Consider the following 17096-nt stretch of genomic DNA (forward strand, 5'->3'; position numbering starts at 1 on the left):
TTGGCACGAGCCAGGCGGAGTTCCTCCTGCCGGGCTTCCCGCCGGACAAGCTCGTCCTTCGCCGACCAGGCCGGAACCCCCTCCGCGATGGCGTCAACCAGATTGCCCATGCACCGCTCGACCCACGCCAACTCGGTTTGGGTCTGATCCACGGTCGACGCCTGATCTGGCTCAAGGGGTGAACGGCGCCCGGACAGCGCCAAAACCGCCGCATATTTTCGCCTTTTTTGGCAAAATGTCGGGATTCAGCTCCCAAAATCGGCCAGCTTCTCACCGGCTCATCCCTGTTCCGCGGCCTTAAGCGGTGAGAAAGGCCGGTTTATCGAGGTGTTCAATTGTACACAATAACTTCGGCAGATGAGAGACGAAGCAACAGGTGCTGGCGGCAGCGCTTTTCCGGCGGTAAAAGCTCGTAAAGGAAGGTCTCGATGGGCTTCCAAACTGAGACCCAACCAAGAATGACAAAACTCTCCTGCAAAATCCGGGTCATAGGGCGAGCCGGAAGATTGTTGGAAATTTGCCAAGCAAGGAAAAGGCAGATTGACAGCACCACGAAACCGATCAAGGCCGCTTGACGCCACGTCCGGATCGACTCGTGAATCCTTTTCGACTCACCCGCAGCACTGGCGGCGAAATGACCAGTCAGTGCGGCGGCGACGTCGAAGGACGGAGACTGCATCATTTCCTTGGCCGGAAGACGAATGACGATGCGAACCGGTCGGTTTCTGGGCTGTGCCTTCACGCGCCTCAGGAAATACTCCTCGGCGCCCGCCGTCAGACAGCCTTCGCGGAACGGCGACGGATCGACGCTTTCGAAAAGTTGCGACAGGTGGCTGAGCTTGACGTCGATGACATCGCTCGTCTTTTCGACCTGCATCGTCATCTCCGCGTTCAAGACCGAGCGTCCCGGGGGTGCCGCATCGCCGAGGGCGGAGCCGGAACTGGCCTGCGCATCGTTTCACGGCGGCCGAACCAGGCCACGTAAAGCGTCGGAAGGAAGACGAGCGTCAGCAGCGACGCGATGAGTAGACCCCCCATGATCGCGAAGGCCATTGCACCCCAGAACACGGTGAAGGCAATGGGAATGAGACCGAGCACGGTGGAGGCGGCGGTCAGCATGATGGGGCGGAACCGGGAACCGCAGGCTTCGATCACGGCGTCCGTGATGGCTCGTCCGGCGATCCGCTCCGTCTCGATCTGCTCGATCAGAATCACCGCGTTCTTCGCAATCATGCCAACGAGCGCGAGGACCCCGAGGATGGCGACGAAGCCGAGCGGCTGGCCGGACGCCAGCAACGCCAGCACGACGCCGATCAGACCGAGCGGCACCACGCTCAGCACGATCGCCAGGCGCTGGAAGCTGCGGAGCTGGACCATCAGCACGGTCAGCACGAGGAGCAGCATCAACGGAATGACGGCGAAAACCGACGCGCGGCTCTTGGCGCTTTCCTCCGCGATTCCGCCGACCTCGATGCGGTAATCCGACGGTAGGGTGGCCGACAGGTCGGCGATCCGGGGCGCCAGAGCTTCGATGGCGGACTCCGGCAGGGTTCCTGGCGCCACGTCCGCCTGCAGCGTCAGGGTGGGCTGCCGCCCGCGCCGCCAGACCAGCGGAAGATCCTGGGCGTAGCCGAAGGACGCCAACTGGTTCAGCGGAACGCTTCGTCCGTTCGGCAGGGACACCGGCAGGCTGCGCAGCGTTTCCACCGACAGAGTCTGCCCACGGGAGTCCCGCGCCAGAACGTCGATCAGGTAGATCCCGTCGCGGATGGGCGTGACGGCGCTCCCCGAGACGGCGGCGTTCAGCATCCCGGCGACGGCCGCCGAACTCAGGCCCAGGCGCCGTGCCTCGTCCTGGTCAATCCGCACCCGCAATTTGCGGGCGGTCTCCATCCAGTCGAAGTTGATCCGCCGCGTCTCGGGAAAGGTCGCAACGACCTGCGCGAGCTTCAGAGCGATTTCGCGCACCTCGCTTGGGTCCGGCCCGACGACGCGATACTGCAGCGGCCACCCCACGGGCGGCCCGAGTTCCAGCGGGTACACGCGCGCGACGGCGTCCGGGAAGTCTTCGGCCAGCAGGGTTTCCAGGCGGGATTGCAGCCGTTCGCGCGCCGCGATGTCCGTGGTCACCACCACCGTCTGGCCGATGAAGGGGTTGGCAAGCTGGACGTTCAGCGGCAGGTAGAAGCGGATCGCTCCACGCCCGGCATAGCTGCTCCAGCGCGCAACCCCCGGTTCCTTGGCCAGCAGCGCGTCGAACCGCTCGACCGCCTCACGCGTGGCGTGAATCGACGCGTTCTGCGGCAGGCGAAGATCGACCAGAAGCTCGACGCGGTCCGACGGCGGAAAGAATTGCCGCGGAACCAGCCCCAACGCCAGGATCGCCGCGGCGAACAGGACGAGCGTCGTCGCGATCGTCAGCTTGCGGAACCGGATCGCCTCGCCCAGCACGCGGCGGTACAGCCGCAGCACGGCGCCGGGTTCCCCGCCTTGCCCCGGCTTGGGCGGCCGCAGCAGCATCATGCCCAGGACGGGCGCGAAGACGGTCGCGACGAGCCACGACGCGATCAGGGCGATGCCCACGACGGCGAAGATGGAGAAGGTGTATTCACCGGCGGAACTCTGCGCGAATCCGATGGGCACGAAGCCGGAAATGGTCACCAGCGTGCCGGACAGCATCGCCATGGCCAAGGCCTTGTAGGCGTAGACGGCGGCGACCTCCTTCCGATCGCCGGCGGCAAGCCTCCGGGTCATCGCGTCGACGGTGGTCATGGCATCGTCGACCAGAAGCGCGAGCGCGATGATCAGCGCGCCCAGCGAGATGCGCTGAAGATCGATGCCGAACAGATCCATCACGGCGAAGACGATGGCCAGCGTCAGGGGAATCGTGATCGCGACGACGGTGCCGGCGCGCAGGCCCAGCGCGACGAAGCTGACGATCAGCACGATCACGACGGCCTGCCACAGCGACGTGATGAAGTCGGAAATCGCCTCGTCCACGGTGTGCGCCTGATCGGCCACCAGATGCGCCTCGATCCCCATCGGCAGGCCGGCGCCGATGCGCGCCATCGCCGCCGACACGTTCCGGCCGAGGGCGAGGATGTCGCCGCCCGGACGCATCGCGATGGCGAGCCCGATGGCCGGCTTGCCGTTCACCCGGAACAGCGGCTGGGGCGGATCGGCGAGGTCGCGGCGCACCTCGGCCAGATCGCGCAGGCGCAGCATGCGCCCCCCGGCCACGAAATTGACGTCGAGGATGTCCTGCTCCGACGCGAAGGCACCCGAAACCTGCAGGGACAGCGCCTCCTTGCCGGTGCGCAGCACGCCGGCCGGGCGCACCGCGTTCTGCGCCTGGAGCGCGGCGACGAGGGAGCCGGGCTCGACCCCCAGGCCTGCCAGCGTCTCCAGCGAGAAATCCACGTAGACGCGCTCGTCCTGTTCGCCCAGAAGCTCAATCTTCGAAACGTCGGGGACGAGGAGTAGGCGCGAGCGGATGTCCTCCACGGTGTCGCGCAGTTCGCGATGCGTGAATCCGTCGGCGGTGAAACCGTAGATGATGCCGAAGGTGTCGCCGAAGTCATCGTTGAATCCGGGACCGAGGACGCCCGGCGGAAGCGTGTGCCGCATGTCGCCGACCGTCTTGCGCACCTCGTACCAGGTGTCGCTCACCGTGCGGCCATGGGCGCTTCCCACCAAATCGACGAAGATCACGGTGGTGCCGGGAACCGTGTAGCTGCGCAGCGTGTCGAGGTTCGGCACCTCCTGCAACGTCCGTTCGAGCCGCTCGGTCACCTGCTGGAGCGTTTCGTCCAGGGTGGCGCCCGGCCACTGCGCCTGCACCACCATGGTGCGGATGGTGAAGGCCGGGTCTTCCGCCCGACCGAGCTTCAGGAACGCCACGGTTCCAGCCAGGACGACCCCGACCATCAGGAAGAGGACCAGCGAGCGGTTGCGGATCGCCCAGGCGGAGAGATTGAAGCCGCTCATGGTCCGGCCCCGAGCAGGCGGACCTTCTGCCCCGGCCGCAGCGCCTGCACGCCCGCGGTGACCACGATCTCGTCGGCTTCGAGGCCGCGCGCGACGACGACCCGGGCAAGGTCGTAGCGTTCGAGGTCGATGTTGCGCAACGCGACGGTGTTCGTCGCCTGATCGACGATCCAGACCGCGGGTTGCCGGTTCGCCTGTGTCAGGGCCGTTGCGGGGATCTCGACGCCGCCCACGCCGCCGACCTGCATCGACCCGTTGACCGTCGAGCCGAGGCGCATCGCGTCGGGCGGGTTCTGGAGGCCGACCCGAACCGTGAAGGTGCGGGTCACCGGGTCCGCCTGCGGGGCCACCTCGCGCACGCGACCGATGGCCTGCACGGCGGGGTCGGAGGTCAGCGAGACCGTGACGACGGGGCTGGCGGGCGCGGTGCGGATCACCGATGCCGGCACGTCGAAAACGGCATCACGCCCGTCCCGGCGGGCCAGATGCACGATCATGCGGCCAGTCGCCACCACCTCGCCCGGTTCGGCGCCGCGGGCGGTAACCATGCCGGGGCCATCGGCCAGAAGCTCCGTGTAGCCCAGACGGTCCTGCGCGGTGTCGAACTGCGCCTGTGCCGAATCGACCTGCGCCGCGGCGGCCTTCAGGGCCTGCGCCGCCGCATCGTAGCGCGCGCGGGTGGTCCAGCCCTGGCCCAGAAGGGTTTCCTGCCGTTCGTAATCGTTGCGTGCCAGTGTCTGCTGCCCCATGGCGGCGCTCAGGTTCGCTTGCGCCGTTCTCAGGGCGTTGCGGGCGGGTTCCGGGTCCAGACGCGCGATCACCTGTCCCGCTTCGACCGGATCGCCGACATTGACCAAGCGTTCGATCATCCGCCCGTCGATGCGGAACGAGAGGCTGACCTCGTCCTGCGCCTGGATCTGGCCCGACAACGACAGGGTTTCGCCGCCCTCGTGCTTTGCGACCGTCACCACCCGCACGGGGCGGATCGGCTCCGCGGCGGGTTCCTCGTCGGAACCGCATGCCGCGAGCAGGATCGACGGTGCGACGGCGAGCAGCGCCCATCGGCGGCGTGCGCGTTCGGTTCGATTGTGGTTCACGGGGCCCCCCATTTTTGCGGCGTCCGGCGATCCCGAGATGACGTTCGCCCTAGATTCCGAGGCGTTTGAACAGGCTGGCCAGAACGATCAGGACGACCAGCGCGAGCATTGGAATGGCGGTGGCGACCACGAAGACGTCGCCGTAGGAGTCACGGTGGTTGAGCCTGCAGACGGCGAGCAGCGTGATGACGGCACCGTTGTGCGGCAGCGCGTCGAGCGCGCCCGAAGCGACCGCCGTCACCCGATGCATCACGTCGAGCGAAAAGCCGGACGCCTGCGCCATGCCAACGAAGGTCGGGCCAAGCGTGTCGAGCGCGATGCTCATGCCGCCGGACGCCGATCCGGTGATCGCGGAAAGAACCGTTACGGATGCCGCGACCGACACCAGGGGGTTGCCCCCGCCGATGGCCAGGATGGCTTGGCTGATCGCCTCGAAGACCGGCAGGGCCGCAACCACCGCGCCGAATCCGACAAGGCTCGCCGTGCTGAAGATCGGCAGGACCGAAGCATCGGCACCCTTGTCCAGGCTCGTGCGCAGATCATCCAGGCGGTTCCAGTTGCTGGCGATGAGCAGAAGGATGGCGAGGAACAGCGCCACGATGACCGCCCAAACACCACGCACGGCCTCGATGGTCGTGGCTCCGAACCGTGGGTCGGCGAGGAAGGCGGTGTCCATCCGGGGGGCGATGACCTGGATGAACAGGAAGTTGCTGGCGATGACCACGACGACCGGCAGCACCGCCAGCGCCGCGGAAGGCAAGATTTCCGTGTCGCTGCGTTTTTGCGAGGTGGGTTCGGCGGAAAGTTCGGCGATGTCGAAACCCTCGCACTGCGCGCGTTCGCGCGTCGCGCGGTCCAGCACCGGAGTGCCGTCGACATGGTCGCCGTACCCCTCGCCGGAGGCCCTCGCGGCGGCGGCACGGCGCTCCAGCCACAGGACACCCAGAACGAACATCACGAGCCCGGTGACGATCCCGAGACCCGGCGCGGCGAAGGCCGTGGTGCCCAGAAAGGGCATCGGGATCGCGTTCTGGATCGCCGGCGTTCCGGGCAGGGCTGACATGGTGAAGGTGAAGGCGCCCAGCGCCAGGGTGCCCGGTATCAGCCGTTTCGGGATGTCGGCGTCGCGGAACAGCGCGGCGGCCACCGGGTAGATCGCGAAGGCGACGACGAAGGCCGACACGCCGCCGTAGGTCAGCACGGCGCAGCACAGCACCACCGAAACGACCGCGCGTTCCGGCCCCAGCCGGGCGCTGACCAGCCGGGCGAGGGATCGCGCCGACCCGGTGTCGTCCATCAGCTTGCCGAAGATCGCCCCGAGCATGAACAGGGGGAAGAAGGAGACGATGAAGGAGCCGGTGTTGGTCATGAAGATCTGGGTGTAGGCCCCGAGGATCGGCAGGCCGCCGGTCAGCAGAGCCGCGAGCAATGCGGCCGCCGGCGCCGCGATCAGCAGAGTCACGCCTCGGTAAGCCAGGACGATGAGCAGCGCGAGCGCGGCGAGGACGGAGGCGAGATCGATCATGGCGGTGGCTCCGTAGGGACCTTCTCAGGACGCTCCATGCGATGGAGTTTGGGCCGGCTCGGGGTAGCGCGCGTCGTAGGGATAGCGTGGAAAGTCCTTGCCGAGCTTCCGCCAGTCCGCCAGCCACCGTTCGGTGACGGTTCGTCCTTCCTCGCGAAGCGTCGCGAAATAGTCCGGGCAGCGGTTGAACTTCGAGGTGTGCTTGAGCCCCCAGGCGGTGTCGCGGGTCATCTTGATGGTCCGGACCGCGACGATCTTGTGGTTGTCCAGCGGCGGACGCCCGTTTCCGTATCGCTCGATCCATTGGTTGATCGTCATGATGGCGTCCAGTTCCTGGTTGAGCGACAGGTTGCCGGCCAGATCGTTCTCCCGGTCCCGGATGTCCTCGAGGCCGATGTTCGGCGACGCGGGATGGAACTCCTGGGGGTTGATGCGCACGATCCAGACCTCGTCCGGCTTCTCGTCCTTCACCCTGGCGTCGAGAAGGTCGCGCACCGGCGGATTGCGCGAATACAGGCCATCCCAATAGTACCCGTTGCGGGTGACGGTCCGGCCCGGCACGCAGGTCGGGAAGACCATGCCGGGGATGACCTGGGCGGGCAGGACCTCCGGAAGCGTCCCCGACGCCGCCACGCCTTCCAGCGAGATCGCCCGGCGCATGCGCCAGCGGGTGATGTCGTACTGGTTGATCTCCCGGCCGTCCGGCCGCAGGCCCATCTGTTCGAGGGTCTTGTTGGAATCGAAGACCTCGAAATTGCCGCTGAGCACTTCGATAGCGCCGGCGAGAATCCGGATGTCGGCTTCGGCCACCCGCGGCCAATCGATCGACCCGAAATCCGGACACAGGTCCTTCAGCAACTCCGTAAATCCAAGATACTGCCAGCGCGCTCCCATCATGTTGAGGCCGGCCATCCCGAATTTGCCGGCGCTGGAATAGGGGTTGGACGTCGGCAGCGGCAATCCCTGCGATTTCCATTCCAGCAAGGCGGCGACCAGACGGTTGTGGGCGGTCTCGACCGGGGTGGTCGCGGCGAAGGTCGTCCACAGGAAGTCCAAACGCTCGATCGCCTTTCCGATCGTGCCGCACGCCGTGTCGGCGGAGTTCGGGGCGAGGCCGTACCACGCCGCCAGCGCGCACAGCGCGCCCGCCGACGTGCCGCTGATCGCGACGATGTCGAAGGTGTCGCCGTCCCGCGGGTTCTCGTCCCAGCTCTGCTTCGTCATCAGGATGGTCCTCAGGACGCCCCAGGTGAACGCCGCGTGCGTTCCTCCCCCTTGGCAAGCGATTGCAATCCTCTTGGTGGGCATGTCTTCACCGCCTTCCCATGCGTCTAGGGAGACCGGTCGCTGGGCGACAGGTGGCTCGACTTGTTCCCGGCCTCTTCCCCCGTCAGGGTTTCCTCGATCCGCCCAAGCAGGTAGGGGAAGAAGGGGTTGGACGACATGCGGAGCAGGGCATCCATGCTGACGATCAGCGCTCCACGCTCCCCCCGCGCGGCCACCGCGCCCAGATGGATGCCGAAATCCTCGTTGGGGTCGGGGTGCAGACCGTAAAGGGAATCGGTCGTCGGGAACGGAAGGGCGACGTGCGAGAGGGAATAGACGTCGAAGGGATAGACCAGCCCCAATTCCTGCACCTGCTCCGTCTCCGTGCCGGCTTCCATGGTTCGCGCGACCACGTCGGTGCGCTCCGCATCGGCGTTGGTGATGATCGTGGTCCTGAACCGGCGGGGTGGGTCGGGCAGGATGCGCGCCAGCATGGTGTCCGACGCCGAACTCAGAAGCGGGCCGAATTTGGTGTTGCGGTTCACGTCGAACAGCACGAGTTCGCTGCCGTTGGCGGGCAGGTGGGCGTACAATCCGGACAGGATCGCCCGCGTGCTGACGGTGAAATCCATCACCGATTGGAAGGTGAGGATTGGTGCAAGCCCATCCAGCCCACCGCCCGCGCGGCGTGCGATTCTGCTCTGGAGAGCCGAGGTCAGCAGATGCGACTGCCGTGCGCCGTTGACTGGAAAAGAGTTGTACTTGAAGGGGTTGAACTCCGGCACAACGCTGAGCCACGCGGCTTTCGCGAAGGCGGGGAAGATCGCGGGCAATCCGGCCAGACCGGCGAACCGCGCGAATGCGGTGATTCCGATCATCGGCGAAATCAGCACGATGCGGTCAGGCCGCTTCAACTGGGCATCATCGAGGGCGTCGAGCGCATACATCAGAGCGAGCGCGCCACCATTCGAGAACCCGACCACATGGAGCGGTTGGTCCGGAGCGATGCGCCGCTGCGCTTCGCGCGCAGCCAGCCGGGTGGCCGCCAACCAATCCTCCCATTCGATGTCCGTCAGGCCTGCGGGGACCGTGCCGTGTCCGGGCAATCGAATGGCGATGGCGACGAAACCGTAGGTTTGATAAAGGCGGGCGATGTGACGAAGGCTGTAAGGTGAGTCGGTCAAACCGTGAAGGAACAGCACCGCTCCTTTGACAGGACCGTCGGGCTCAAGCACATAGGAACGATTCCAGTCCCTTGTGAACTGCCCGGGATAGGTCGGGCTTCCATCGAAATACCGGTTGACCGGAATGCGCTCTTCCGCAGGCAGCTTCTGGGTCACCTCTGATCGCACGCTCTCAAAGATGACGGCCTCGTTATTCAAGTATTCTGCCCAGCCGATATTTCCCAATTCCTTATAATTAAGCTCCTGAGGCACAAATGTGTGCCACTTTTCAAGCGGAAGGCCGCGTTGCGAATCATAAGCGCGCACGAAGAGAAGAACCGTCGCGCTCACGATGATTAGCGTGAGAATTGCCTTCGCAGTTTTCCAAGCCCATAGTTTCATGTAAGCATGACTTTCGAGTTTGGAGGATTCGCTTGTCCACCATAAATTAGGGCAACCATTTCGGAGACACCTCGATCCACGAGGCCCAAGGCGTTTGCGGAACGCGCCCATGCTGATGACTGACTTGACGGCACCCGTACACAGACCGGCACTCCGGTCATTGCGACCGACTGCAGGGCAATATTGAGGCAAAAATCATGCTGTTCTGTGATTGGGCATGCCCATACTATGTGAATGGCTTTCCTGATGAAAGACTTCCATATTGACTAATCCAGACATTCATTATGGGTTTTGGCTTCATGCACAGTGGCGCTGACGTCGCGTTGGTGATGCCAACCGTCTGCACTGTTGCCATCAGCCTGTTCCTGGATGGCTTGCCGGTTCTGCCGGGAGCACGACGAGAACGCCAGTCCTGGCGTGAAGCCTGACAGAACCCGCCATGGTCCATCGCCAACACTACCGACGGAGGGCTCGATGCCGGCCTCGCCGAGACGCTCGGCGTCGCGAATGGTTGGCCAGTCTTCAGAGCTTTGCGTGGGTCTGCGACGGCTTCATGTAACGATGCCAACTCGCTGTTCCGCCGATCACACAGCGCGGGTGCACTATATAACATAATCGCATACGGGATCGACAGCAGCGCATTTGATTTTATGCGCATCCCTGAATATCGTTCACATCCATTTCCCAGGGAACGAACGATGTCGACCACAACCGCAGCGGTCTCACGCTTCTTCTCGGAGTTCCAACTCAAGGACGCGCCAACCGACGTGCGTCACGAGGCCAAGCGGATCCTTCTCGATACGTTGGGTTGTCTTGTCGGTGGGCGGGCCTGCGAGATCGCGCCGACGTCCGACAAACTGGCGCTCCTGCTTGGGCAGCGTCTGGCGTCCGGGGGCAGCACGCTCATCGGACAGGGCAACACCACGTTGATTTCCGCGGTCTACGGCAACGCACGCATCGCCAACGCGCTTGATTTCGACGAAACCTTTCCGGTCGGCGTTCACTTCGGCGTCGCCGCGGTGGCGGCCGCTCTGGCGATGGCCGAGGAGCGTGGCGCCTCGGGCGACGATGTTCTGCGCGCCGTCATCGTGGGCTATGAACTGGGGGCGCGGATCGCGACCTACATCGGCCCGATGACCGAGGTGGTCGACGGCCAGGTGAGAGGCTTCTCGAAGGTCTGGGGCGTGGCGGCGCCGGTCGTGCTTGCCGCCATGGGGGCCGCCGCCGCGGTCGCGCGACTGGACGAGAGCCAGTTTGCCCAGGCCATCGGACTGGCCGTCTCGAACAGCCCCCTGCCCGCGGGGGCGCTGTGGTCCAACGCGGTCGATCTGCCCAACTGCAAATATTGTGACGCTGGTTGGTGTGCCGTCGCGGGGGTCTTTGCGGTGCTTTCCGTCGAATCCGGTTCGACGGGTTTCACCGACGCTCTCGATGGCCCCTACGGCCTTGCCCGAATGTGCGGGGTGCAGACCTTCGACGAAGGGAATCTGACGACCGGACTTGGGACGAGCTGGCTGATTTCCAACGTCACGTACAAGCCCTGGCCGACGTGCCGCTTCACCCACTATCCCCTGACGTCGCTCGCCCGCATTCTCCGGCGCGAGAACATCGCCCCGAGCGAGATCGAGGAGGTCGTGATCGAGACCGGCCCGATGGCGGCGTCGCCCCGGTTCACCAAGCCTCTGCCGCGCACCTTCGCCAGCCGCAGTTTCAGCTACCCCCATATGGTCGCCATGCTCGTTCGTGATGTTGCGGCGGGGCCGAAATGGCTGGATGCCGAGAGCGTCACGGACCCGGACACCCTGAGCATCGCGGAAAAGGTCCGTGTCGTCGCGCATGAACGAGGCAACGACTTCGCCCGGACGATGGAGGCCAACCAGATCCGCACCATGCCGGGTGGTGTGCTCGTCCGGACGGTGAAGGGTGAATTCCGCGACGAGGACGAATTCGCCCTTGGTGATCCGTGGACGGACCATTCCCGACTGAGCGATGCCGATCTCACGGAGAAGTTTCTCGGCATGTCGGGGAACGGTGCGGCCGATCTCGTTGACCGGATCCTCAACGTCGAGCGCGAACCTTCGGCACACGCGCTGATGCGGCGGCTGAATGAGTGTCTTGAGAGCACCCGTGCGAACGCCGCCTGATGCGTTGAACGGTCGCTTGATCGATGCAGCGATCAACGGCGGCGGCATCATCGGTACGGTGGCAACCCAGCATACGGCCGCGTGAGGACATGGTGTCCCGCTGGACGGGTGGATTTCGTCCCGGGTTCATCGAGCCGCTCCAGCCGGCCTGGGACGTCATTGACCGCATCGGTTCGGTGGCCCAACGATCAATAACATGCAGAACAGAGAGGCGTAGAATGAACCCGATTACTTTCAATCGCCGGCAGGCGCTGTCCTTGGTCGCTGCGGCTGCCACTCTGCCGATGAGCTTCCGCGCGCAGGCACAATCAACGACATCACAGTCGTCGGCGTCTCTGCTGCGAGCGGCGATCACCGGCTACACGGTCATCAACACGTTCGATCCCGCCAAGGTCACACAGCTGCCCGAAAGCTACGTCGTCTGGGCCGTGTTCAATGCGCTTGTCAAGTTCAACCAGAAGATGGAGATCGTTCCCGATCTCGCCGAAAGTTATTCTTTTATCGATCCCACCACGCTTGAGTTCAAACTTCGGAAAGGCGTGAAATTCCACGACGGAAGCGAACTGACGTCCGACGACGTGAAGTTCTCGCTTGAGCGCGTGTTGGATGAAAAGACGGCTTCGCCGAACCGCGCCAAGCTGTCGTCGATCAAGACGATTGAAACGCCGGACGCCCACACGGTTCGGATCATCACCCATGCGCCATTTGCGCCGCTCCTGACCTATCTGGCCAACACGCGCACGGGAACGCAGATCGTGCCGCGGAAGGCCGTCGAGAGGCTGGGCGACAAGTTCGATTTCCATCCGGTCGGCACCGGCGCCTATGTGCTCAAGGAGTGGAAGACCGGCAGCGGCGTCAAGCTGGAGGCGTTCCCGGACTACTTCGACGGCGCGCCGGCATTCCAGACCGTGTCGATGCCCTTGATCGGTGAGGAATCCAGCGGGCTGACGGCCCTGCAAGGGGGGCAGATCGATCTGACCTCGACGGCGCCGTTCGCTTCCATTCCGAACCTCGTCAAGGACCCGAAGATCAAGGTCTACAAGCAGACCGGCCTGAACGTCCGCTACATCGGCTTGAACGGCCGCAAGGCGCCATTCGACGATCCGCATTTCCGCCGCGCCCTCGCCATGGCGTTTGATCGCCAAGCCATGGTCCGCTCCGTTGTCTTCGGCGAGGGCAGCCCGGCCACCGGCCTGCTTCCGCCGGCCATCGCCAAGCCCGGCCAGCCGGTGCCGCCGTCGCTGACCTTCAACCCGGCCGCGGCGAAGGCCGAGCTTGCCAAAGCGAAGTACCCGGCCGACACCGAGATCAAGCTCCTGATCTGGGGTCCGACATGGTGGCGGAAGATCGGCGAATTCTTCGTCATCCAGGTCAATCAGGTTCTCGGCACGAAGATCCAGATCGAGGCGGGAGAAAGCAACGCCGTCTTCAGTCGACTGCGTTCGGGCGACTACCAGGCGGCGGTCTGGGGTTGGCTCGGCTTCATCGATGCCGACGAATATCTGGGCGATCTGCTCGGGAAGGACGGGTCGCGCAATTTCCACGGGTACAACAACCCGACGTTCGAGGCCCTGCTTGAGAAGGGCCGCAGCGAGGTCGACCCGGTGGTCCGGCGCGATGTGTACCATGAAGCGGAACTCCTGATGCTGGAGGACATGCCGCTGATTCCCTGTTTCAATTCCAATGTGCACAACCTGTCGATCCCGGCCCTGAAGGGATTCACACAGCTGCCCTATTCGAACTACGGCGACCAGTTCGCCAAGCTGCAACTCGGCTGAGGTTGACATGGCTTTCGCACTCCTACGCCATGCCGTGATGCGAAGCGCCGGGGTGATGATTCTGGCCCTGATGGGGGCGGCGGTGGTTTTTTTCGCCATGCGCGCCGCCCCCGGGGATCCGGCCTTGACCGCCCTTGGCGAAGGCGCCTCCACGGAAACCATCGCGGCCTTTCGGGCGCGGTGGAATCTCGATGAGCCTCTGATCGTTCAGTTCGGGCTGTGGGTCGCAAACGCCCTGCGTGGAGATTTCGGACAGTCGCTGTCGATCGCTTCCGGAACGGACGTGTACACGCTGCTCGCCGATCGACTGCCCAACACGCTTTTCATCGGCGTCTATGCCATCATCCTGGCGGTGCTGATTTCTCTGGTCGCCGGCACCGCGGCGGCGCTCAATCGGGGAGGGATCATCGACACCGTCGCAACGTCGATCGCGGCGGCCGGCATCTCCATGCCGGATTTCTGGATCGGCTATGTGCTCATTTACGCCTTCGCGCTCGGCCTGGGCTGGTTTCCGGCCTATGGCTTCATCTCGCCGGTGGAATCCTTGGGGGGCTCACTTCTCAGCGGATTTCTGCCGGCGCTTGCCATCGCGGCGCCGATGGCGGCCTCCTTCACGCGCATCCTGCGCTCCGCGCTGATCGACAACGCACACCGCGATCACGTGCGTGTCGCCCGATCGCTGGGGCACGGCCCAAGCTTCATCTTCCTGCACCATGTCCTGCGCAACGCGCTGATTCCCTTCGTCACCGTCATCGGCCTCCAGGTCCGCTACCTGCTTGGCGGCACCGTGGTCATCGAGCGCATCTTCGGCATCAACGGCGTGGGATCCCTGATGATCGACGCCGCCTTCGGGCGGGACTATCCGATCATTCAGGCCTGCGCCCTCACGTTCCTGCTGATCGTCCTGCTCGTGAACATCGTCGTCGACCTGATCTGCACCATGCTGAACCCGAGGATGCGATGATCCCTGTGCTGAAGCGGCTTGCCGCAAACAAGACTGCATTGACCGGGGCAATCATTTCAGTTCTGGTCGCGTTCGCCGTCATCTTCGGGCCGATGATCTCTCCCTATGACGGGGACGCCATGGACGTCATGGCCATGCTGGCGCCGCCGAGCCTCGCCCACCCGTTCGGCACCGACACGATGGGACGGGACGTCCTGACGCGGGTCCTTTACGGAGCTAGGCTGTCCCTTCTGATTTCCATCTCGGGCGTCGGCATCGCCGCCGTTCTGGGGTCGATGATCGGCCTGTTCATCGCGTACCGGCCGGGTTTCGTCAGCAACGTGCTGATGAAGGCGTCCGACCTGCTGTTCTCGTTTCCCAGCTTCGTCCTGGCGCTGTTCCTGATGGTGGTCCTGGGCTATGGCGTCTTCAACGTCGCGCTTGCGATCGCGTTGATCTACCTGCCGATCTTCGTGAGGCTTGCGCGCAATCTCGCGCAGCTCATCGTGATGGAGCCGTGGGTGCAGGCGGCGAAACTGTTCGGTCAGCCCACCCATTCGATCCTGCTGCGGGAGCTGTTGCCCAACGCCGTTTCCCCGCTTTTGGTGCAAGCGACGATCGGCGTTGCCTTCGGCATCGTCATCGAAGCGGGGGTCAGCTTTCTCGGCCTGGGCGTCCAGCCGCCGGCCCCGTCCCTCGGGCTCGTGATGTCGGATGGGCGCGAATACTTCAACACCGCGCCCTGGGTGCTCACCATGACGGGCCTGGCCATTTCCATCGCCCTTCTCGGCCTCAATCTCCTCGGCGACGGCCTGAGGGACCTGACCGATCCGAAACTGAAGGAGCGCCTGTCGTGATGCCGACTCCCCTTCTGCGCGTGCGTGACCTGAGAACCTCCTTCGGCTCGGGCGATCGGAGATCCGAGGTCGTCAAAGGCGTCTCCTTCGATCTGAACAAAGGCGAGGTGTTGGGCCTCATCGGCGAGTCCGGATCGGGGAAAACGGTGACGGGACTGAGCGTTCTCCAGCTTCTGCCCGACAACGCCCATGTGGAGGCGGCGGAACTGACCTACAACGGCCGGTCGCTGGCCGAGGTCGGCGCCAAGGACATGCAACGCCTTCGCGGCGCCGATCTGGCGATGATCTTCCAGGACCCCGTGGGCTCGTTCAATCCCGCGAAGACCATCGGCTGGCACATCGTGAAGGCGCTGGGCCGGCATTCCGTCGGGCCATCTGGGGATCTGAAGCCCGGCGACTTGAAGGCGGTGGCCGCCGAGCTTCTGAAGCAGGTCAACATCCGGGAGCCGGAACGCACCATGGCGTCCTATCCGCACCAGCTGTCCGGCGGGATGCTGCAGCGCGTGCTGATCGCGATGGTGTTCGGACTGAATCCGAAACTGGTGATCGCCGACGAGCCCACGACCAATCTCGACAATCTCGTGGAACGCCAGATCCTGGAACTCATCCGGAGCCAGCAGCGGCAACACGACACGGGCGTCCTGTTCGTCACGCACGACCTGACCGTCGCGCGGCATCTGTGCGACCGGGTTGCGGTCATGTACAGCGGCCGCATCGTCGAGATCGGCCCGACGGAGCGCATCCTCGAACGGCCGGCGCACCCCTACACGGCGGGCCTGCTGGCGACGGCGCGCTCCCTGGAGAAGCGCGACGCGGCCCTCTATGAGATCAAGGGCGAGCCGGGCGCCACGAGCTGGGCGAAGCGCTGCGCCTTTTCGGCGCGCTGCCCCCAGGTGACCGACCGTTGCACGGCCGCGGAGCCGACCGAGCGCACGGTGGAGGCTGGCCACAGCGTAAGGTGTTTCAATCATGCTGCATAACGCGATCAACGCGATGCCGGTCGGCGCCTCTCCGCTCATCCGCATTCGCGACGCCGTTCTCGAATTCAAGATCGGCAAGGCCTGGGGTGCCAAGCGAGACCTCCGTGTCCTCGACGAGATTTCGCTCGACGTGAACGAAGGGGAAATCATCGCTCTTCTCGGAGAATCCGGCTCGGGCAAGACCACGCTCGGCAAGGCGATGCTCGGTCTCCACCCGCTGACCTCCGGGAGCATCAAGGTCGCCCCCCCGAAGGCCGCGGCGCCGCGCCGTCAGGACGCGCACGATCTGCAGATGGTGTTCCAGGATCCTCTGTCCTCGTTCAACCCGCGCTTCACCGTCGGTTCGTCGATCGCGTTGCCGCTGCGCTTGCATCTGAAGCTGTCCGAGGAAGCCATTGTCGAACGGCTCGCCGAGCTTTTGGGCCGGGTTGGCCTCAACGCGGGCTTCGCTCATCGCTACCCGCATGAGATGTCCGGTGGTCAATTGCAGCGCGCCGCCATTGCGCGCGCGCTGGCGCTGTCGCCGCGCCTGATCGTCGCCGACGAGGCGGTGTCGAAGCTCGACGTCTCCGTGCGCGCCCAGATCCTCAACCTGATCAAGTCGCTGAACCGTTCGGAGAAGATCGCGTTCGTCTTCATCACGCACGATCTCGGTGTCGCGCAGTTTCTCGCCGACCGCGTTGCGGTGATGTATTTCGGCCGGATCGTCGAACTCGGCCCCGTCGACCAGGTCATGGACAGCCCGCGCCATCCGTACACGGCGATGCTGATGAACGCGCGCAAGGGACAGGCCCCGGTGGCGGAGGAAGCCAAGCGGAGTGCGAAGGGCTGCAATTTCGCGAACCGCTGCCCGCGCGCGCTTGGCAAATGTCACGACGTCCGGCCCGAGGTGACCGCGTTCGGCGACGACCACGAATTCCGGTGCTTCAATCCCGTCTAGCGGCCTGCTCCAGC

The 17096-nt window shown here is 64.7% G+C and carries 12 protein-coding genes; 6 read left to right on the plus strand and 6 right to left on the minus strand.

Features of this window, described 5'->3' with window-relative positions:
• Nucleotides 1-331: 331 nt before the first annotated feature.
• Genes FHW79_RS16910 through FHW79_RS16935 form a run of 6 tightly spaced genes read right to left on the minus strand, consistent with a single transcriptional unit; the run spans nt 332 to nt 9440 of the window.
• On the minus strand, nt 332-877 hold the full coding sequence (locus tag FHW79_RS16910) for a hypothetical protein (protein ID WP_247884443.1): 546 nt from the start codon (nt 875-877) through the stop codon (nt 332-334).
• 14 nt (nt 878-891) lie between these two features.
• On the minus strand, nt 892-3987 hold the full coding sequence (locus FHW79_RS16915) for an efflux RND transporter permease subunit (RefSeq protein ID WP_183180032.1): 3096 nt from the start codon (nt 3985-3987) through the stop codon (nt 892-894).
• Nucleotides 3984-5084, minus strand: coding sequence for an efflux RND transporter periplasmic adaptor subunit (locus FHW79_RS16920; RefSeq protein ID WP_348984186.1), 1101 nt, complete (start codon nt 5082-5084; stop codon nt 3984-3986). Before FHW79_RS16920 ends, FHW79_RS16915 begins: the two co-directional genes overlap by 4 nt.
• A 49-nt stretch (nt 5085-5133) precedes the next feature.
• On the minus strand, nt 5134-6609 hold the full coding sequence (locus FHW79_RS16925; protein ID WP_183180034.1) for a GntP family permease: 1476 nt from the start codon (nt 6607-6609) through the stop codon (nt 5134-5136).
• Between the two features lie 24 nt (nt 6610-6633).
• Nucleotides 6634-7917, minus strand: a complete 1284-nt coding sequence (locus FHW79_RS16930) for a patatin-like phospholipase family protein (RefSeq protein ID WP_183180035.1) — start codon at nt 7915-7917, stop codon at nt 6634-6636.
• Nucleotides 7918-7940: 23 nt separating this feature from the next.
• On the minus strand, nt 7941-9440 hold the full coding sequence (locus FHW79_RS16935) for an alpha/beta hydrolase (RefSeq protein ID WP_183180036.1): 1500 nt from the start codon (nt 9438-9440) through the stop codon (nt 7941-7943).
• Nucleotides 9441-10138: 698 nt separating this feature from the next.
• Between FHW79_RS16935 and FHW79_RS16940 the strand changes: the two genes are divergently transcribed.
• The 6 genes from FHW79_RS16940 (at nt 10139) to FHW79_RS16965 (ending at nt 17082) form a co-directional block, all read left to right on the plus strand.
• Complete coding sequence (locus FHW79_RS16940) at nt 10139-11584, plus strand: MmgE/PrpD family protein (protein ID WP_183180037.1); 1446 nt, start codon at nt 10139-10141, stop codon at nt 11582-11584.
• 218 nt (nt 11585-11802) lie between these two features.
• Nucleotides 11803-13362: an ABC transporter substrate-binding protein gene (locus FHW79_RS16945; RefSeq protein ID WP_183180038.1), complete on the plus strand. Its 1560-nt coding sequence runs from the start codon at nt 11803-11805 to the stop codon at nt 13360-13362.
• A 7-nt stretch (nt 13363-13369) separates the two neighbouring features.
• Nucleotides 13370-14326 (plus strand): ABC transporter permease, encoded by a 957-nt coding sequence (locus tag FHW79_RS16950; RefSeq protein WP_183180039.1) that lies wholly within the window; start codon nt 13370-13372, stop codon nt 14324-14326.
• On the plus strand, nt 14323-15162 hold the full coding sequence (locus tag FHW79_RS16955; RefSeq protein WP_183180040.1) for an ABC transporter permease: 840 nt from the start codon (nt 14323-14325) through the stop codon (nt 15160-15162). The genes FHW79_RS16950 and FHW79_RS16955 overlap by 4 nt, the downstream gene beginning before the upstream one ends.
• Nucleotides 15162-16142: an ABC transporter ATP-binding protein gene (locus tag FHW79_RS16960; RefSeq protein WP_183180041.1), complete on the plus strand. Its 981-nt coding sequence runs from the start codon at nt 15162-15164 to the stop codon at nt 16140-16142. The genes FHW79_RS16955 and FHW79_RS16960 overlap by 1 nt, the downstream gene beginning before the upstream one ends.
• Nucleotides 16132-17082, plus strand: a complete 951-nt coding sequence (locus FHW79_RS16965; protein ID WP_247884445.1) for an oligopeptide/dipeptide ABC transporter ATP-binding protein — start codon at nt 16132-16134, stop codon at nt 17080-17082. Before FHW79_RS16960 ends, FHW79_RS16965 begins: the two co-directional genes overlap by 11 nt.
• Nucleotides 17083-17096 lie beyond the last annotated feature (14 nt).

Source organism: Azospirillum sp. OGB3 (genome assembly GCF_014192915.1).
Lineage (GTDB): Bacteria > Pseudomonadota > Alphaproteobacteria > Azospirillales > Azospirillaceae > Azospirillum.

Excerpts from the sequence above, each read along its gene's own strand:
- FHW79_RS16910 (WP_247884443.1), bottom strand. The coding sequence starts at position 877 with ATGCAGGTCGAAAAGACGAGCGATGTCATCGACGTCAAGCTCAGCCAC.
- FHW79_RS16915 (WP_183180032.1), bottom strand. The coding sequence starts at position 3,987 with ATGAGCGGCTTCAATCTCTCCGCCTGGGCGATCCGCAACCGCTCGCTG.
- FHW79_RS16925 (WP_183180034.1), bottom strand. The coding sequence starts at position 6,609 with ATGATCGATCTCGCCTCCGTCCTCGCCGCGCTCGCGCTGCTCATCGTC.
- FHW79_RS16930 (WP_183180035.1), bottom strand. The coding sequence starts at position 7,917 with ATGCCCACCAAGAGGATTGCAATCGCTTGCCAAGGGGGAGGAACGCAC.
- FHW79_RS16935 (WP_183180036.1), bottom strand. The coding sequence starts at position 9,440 with ATGAAACTATGGGCTTGGAAAACTGCGAAGGCAATTCTCACGCTAATC.
- FHW79_RS16940 (WP_183180037.1), top strand. The coding sequence starts at position 10,139 with ATGTCGACCACAACCGCAGCGGTCTCACGCTTCTTCTCGGAGTTCCAA.
- FHW79_RS16945 (WP_183180038.1), top strand. The coding sequence starts at position 11,803 with ATGAACCCGATTACTTTCAATCGCCGGCAGGCGCTGTCCTTGGTCGCT.
- FHW79_RS16950 (WP_183180039.1), top strand. The coding sequence starts at position 13,370 with ATGGCTTTCGCACTCCTACGCCATGCCGTGATGCGAAGCGCCGGGGTG.
- FHW79_RS16955 (WP_183180040.1), top strand. The coding sequence starts at position 14,323 with ATGATCCCTGTGCTGAAGCGGCTTGCCGCAAACAAGACTGCATTGACC.
- FHW79_RS16960 (WP_183180041.1), top strand. The coding sequence starts at position 15,162 with ATGCCGACTCCCCTTCTGCGCGTGCGTGACCTGAGAACCTCCTTCGGC.
- FHW79_RS16965 (WP_247884445.1), top strand. The coding sequence starts at position 16,132 with ATGCTGCATAACGCGATCAACGCGATGCCGGTCGGCGCCTCTCCGCTC.